Raw genomic sequence first — 3,412 nt, 5'->3', positions numbered from 1 at the left:
TGCGTGGCGGCTCCTCCAGTTTGCCTTTCCGGTACAGCCGCAGGCAGGCAAAGAAGGAGTCCCACGCCTTCCTTGCCTTTTTGATGACCTCCTGCCCTATGTGGGCGGGCAGGGCACGATACGCCTGGTGCTCCTTGAACCCGGCGCACAGGGTTTCGTAGGAAGGCACGGGTTCACCCTTGAAGAAGGCCTGCCTGCACTTGTACTGGATGGCATTCCAGAGGGCAGCACAGCGATCCCCGATTGTTTCGAGTATTTGCTTTTGTTGCTTGCTGGGCAAAACCCGGACAATGTTTGTTCGCCTCATGCTTCTATTTTAGCACAACTGGCCGCCGCTTTCATCCCTACCCTTGAAAGGGTAGGGCCTTCCCGCGGCGGTTCTGTAACTTTCAAAAAAAAGGGGGGTCATCGCGCTGAAAGAAAAAAACAACCAAGGCAAAAAAGCCGTTGCTTTAAAATACGACCCTGATAAGGATGCCGCCCCCAAAGTTATCGCTTCCGGCAGGGGCGAAATCGCACAAAAAATTATTGATGCAGCCGCCGAATGCGGAATTCCAATCCACACCGACCCGGAACTCGTTAAAGCCCTTATTTCGGTGGAAATTGGATTAGAAATTCCGCCGGAACTATACGGTGCGGTCGCCGAAATCCTTGCTCTCATATACAAATTGGATGAAAAAAATTCTCAAAAAGGTCTTGATTGAAAATTATTTTCATGTTATAATGTAACCAGATAAGATTGAAAATCATTTTCATTAGGAGGCGACCTTAAATGCTAAAGTTGATATTTTCGGATAACCGGGTGGTAGTGGAGAAAATAAATAAAGCCATAAAAGATGTTGAAAAAATCCTCAAACTCGTCTGGGAACAGGAATAATGGGCCAAAAGGCCCGTTATTTTTTTATTTCTGGTAGATTTCAGCAGGTAATGGTATAATTTGTATAGGAGGAGGTGATAGGAAAATTTTCCTGAAATATCTTGCAAGGAGGGAAATATGTGAAAAAATTCATAAGTTCCCTTGCGTGGTCGCTCATCCTTTTTTTAGTTCTCACGACCTTTCCTGTCTTCGCCGCGGAAGGTGAAAACCCGAAATTTTCGCGGGAACAGGCCGTAGAACTCGTAAAAAAGTTTTTCGATACCAGCATATACGACAAATTTTCCATAGATTACAGGGAGACGCCAGAAGGTAGGCTCTGGTATCTGAACTGGACCACCTCCAAAGAACCCTATGCTAGCCTATACGCCGCGGTGGACGCCGACAGAGGATACATAAAGCACCTTTCCATATACTCGGGAGACGATCCCGGAAAGGGCGCGCTTTTGCCAAAATTTTCGGAAGAAGAAGCGAAGAATATTGCCAGGGGGTTCGCAGCAAAGCTCCAACCCGAGGAGTTTAAAAACACAGTCCCCAGCCCCGAGTCGCTGCCGCCTGTAAGGCCCCTTATTGATATTTATGCGCGGCAGTATCACTTCTATTTTCAGCGGATGCATGAGGGCATTCCGGTAGTCGACAACGGTTTTTACATCACCGTAGACGCTTTTACCGGGCAGGTTACCGACTACAGCTTCCAGTGGAATTTCGATGAACTGCCCTCTCCTGAAAAAATCTTGTCAAAAGCGGACGCCGAAAAGATTTTCCTCGAAAAATCCGGATTGACATTGGTGTACAGGCGTTTTTACGACTATGAAAAAAGAGAGCAAAAGATAAAGCTCGTTTATCAGCTTGAAAATCCTTACAGTTTCTTCCTGGACGCCTCAACCGGCGAGGTCATCCAAAGAGATGCGGATTACAGGTACCCTCCCTACTTTGGGGAAGCCGGAGTAGGTGATGTAAATCGGGCCTTGACCCCCCAGGAGCAAAAGGAGCTGGAAGACGCAAAAAAGCTCATATCAAAGGAAAAAGCCATTGAGGTCGTAAAAAAATACGTTGAGATACCTTCCAATTACGTGCAGCAATATGCATCGCTCTACGAGGATTACGAAAACCCCGGGCGCAGGTTGTGGAGCATAAGCTGGGAGAAAAGGTCAGATAAGCCCGAAGACTACGGCTCTATAAGCGCCCAGGTCGACGCTTCAAGCTCGGAGCTCCTGAGCTTCAATATTTACGACAGTTCGAGATATACGCAGGATTTCAGGCAGAACCTGGATTGGGAGGATGCCGAGAAAAAAGCCGATGAATTTGTGAAGATGGTGCAGCCCGAAAAGTATGGCATGGTTAAGCTCGAAAGACCTGCAAGCCAACCACCGGGTTCCGAAAAAATTAGAGAATTCGTATTCAATTATGTAAGACAGGTAAACGGCATACCCTTCCCGGACAACGGCTTTAGCGTAACCGTGGAAGCAAAGACCGGCAAAATCGTGAGCTATTACAGCAGGTGGTCCGACGCCTCTTTCCCAGCGCCCGAAGGTATGCTGGAAAAAGATGATGCTGAAAGGCTCTTCCTCGAAAAGGTAGGCCTGGAGCTTTCGTACGTGCCGTTCAATGAATCGGGGAAAAGCAATTACAGGCTCGTATATAGAATTGCTCCTTTCAGTTCTTACACCTTCGACGCCTTCGGCATGAAGCCCTTAGACTATGCGGGAAATCCCATCGAGGAAAAGCCCAAAACCGAATTCACCGATATCAAAGGCCACTGGGCCGAAAAAGAGATAAAATTGCTTTGCGATTTGGGCATAATAGAAGCTGAAGGCGAAAAGTTCGGCCCCGATGAAAAAATCAGTGCGGCCGAATTTTTAAAAATGATGCTCATCGCTACCGGCAATTACCAGGTGCCCCGGGAAAAGGAAGGCCAAGAAGAAAAAATTATCGAAGCCGCTGTAAGGGCGGGATTGATCAAAAAGGGAGAAGTTACGAAAGAAAGCTCCATTTCGAGGGAATTGATGGCGGCGGTACTGGTGAGAGCCATGGGGTTTGAGAGGGTAGCTTCGATTCACGATATATACCTCATAAAGGCGAAAGACGCCTCCTCGGTAAATCCCGCTTACAGGGGCCATGCGGCCATAGCCATGGGCCTCGGGCTCATCAGGGGCGTTTCCGGCAATTTCCTGCCTCAGGCAGAGGTTACCAGGGCTCAGGCAGCCGTTGCCCTCGTTCGGTTTATGAGCGCGGAAAGGTAACGATTTGTGACATCCTCCCCCTAATGAATTAGGGGGCATCCCAGCGTGGGACGGCGGCACACACCGCAGGTTAGCCAGCACTCCCCGGTCTACCCGGTTCATCACCTTGGCCTTAAGGGGTGTCACCCTCCCCTTTCTCCCGGGGTCATGCCCCGAGAGCATCGAGCGCTCTCGCGGCTATGTTTATTGCCCCCACCCTGTCCGCATCAGATTGGTATCCACATTTTATGCATTTAAACCAGCCTTGGGTCTTCCGGTTATACCGGGAAGCATTCCCGCACTTCGGACAGGTCTT

Annotated in this window: 3 protein-coding genes and 1 pseudogene; 2 read left to right on the top strand and 2 right to left on the bottom strand. The window is 49.1% G+C overall.

Translation table 11 applies throughout. The features are described 5' to 3' along the window. Positions 1-307 (bottom strand): annotated as a pseudogene (locus AN618_RS12920) (RNA-guided endonuclease TnpB family protein); the annotation flags it as partial. A 100-nt stretch (positions 308-407) separates the two neighbouring features. Between AN618_RS12920 and AN618_RS12915 the strand changes: the two are divergent. Together AN618_RS12915 and AN618_RS12175 are read left to right on the top strand one after the other, a co-directional pair. Beyond that, complete coding sequence (locus tag AN618_RS12915; RefSeq protein ID WP_157081760.1) at positions 408-704, top strand: EscU/YscU/HrcU family type III secretion system export apparatus switch protein; 297 nt, start codon at positions 408-410, stop codon at positions 702-704. A gap of 292 nt (positions 705-996) precedes the next feature. Beyond that, a complete protein-coding gene (locus AN618_RS12175; RefSeq protein WP_066355587.1) occupies positions 997-3,117 on the top strand; it encodes a YcdB/YcdC domain-containing protein in 2,121 nt (706 codons plus the stop codon). A 145-nt stretch (positions 3,118-3,262) separates the two neighbouring features. Here the strand turns inward: AN618_RS12175 and AN618_RS14085 are convergent. Next, the coding region (locus AN618_RS14085; protein WP_157081759.1) for a zinc ribbon domain-containing protein at positions 3,263-3,412 on the bottom strand (150 nt) is incomplete at its 5' end.

This window comes from Fervidicola ferrireducens, from assembly GCF_001562425.1.
Classification (GTDB): Bacteria; Bacillota; Thermosediminibacteria; order Thermosediminibacterales; family Thermosediminibacteraceae; genus Fervidicola; species Fervidicola ferrireducens.
This window is presented reverse-complemented; position numbering and strand designations above follow the sequence as displayed.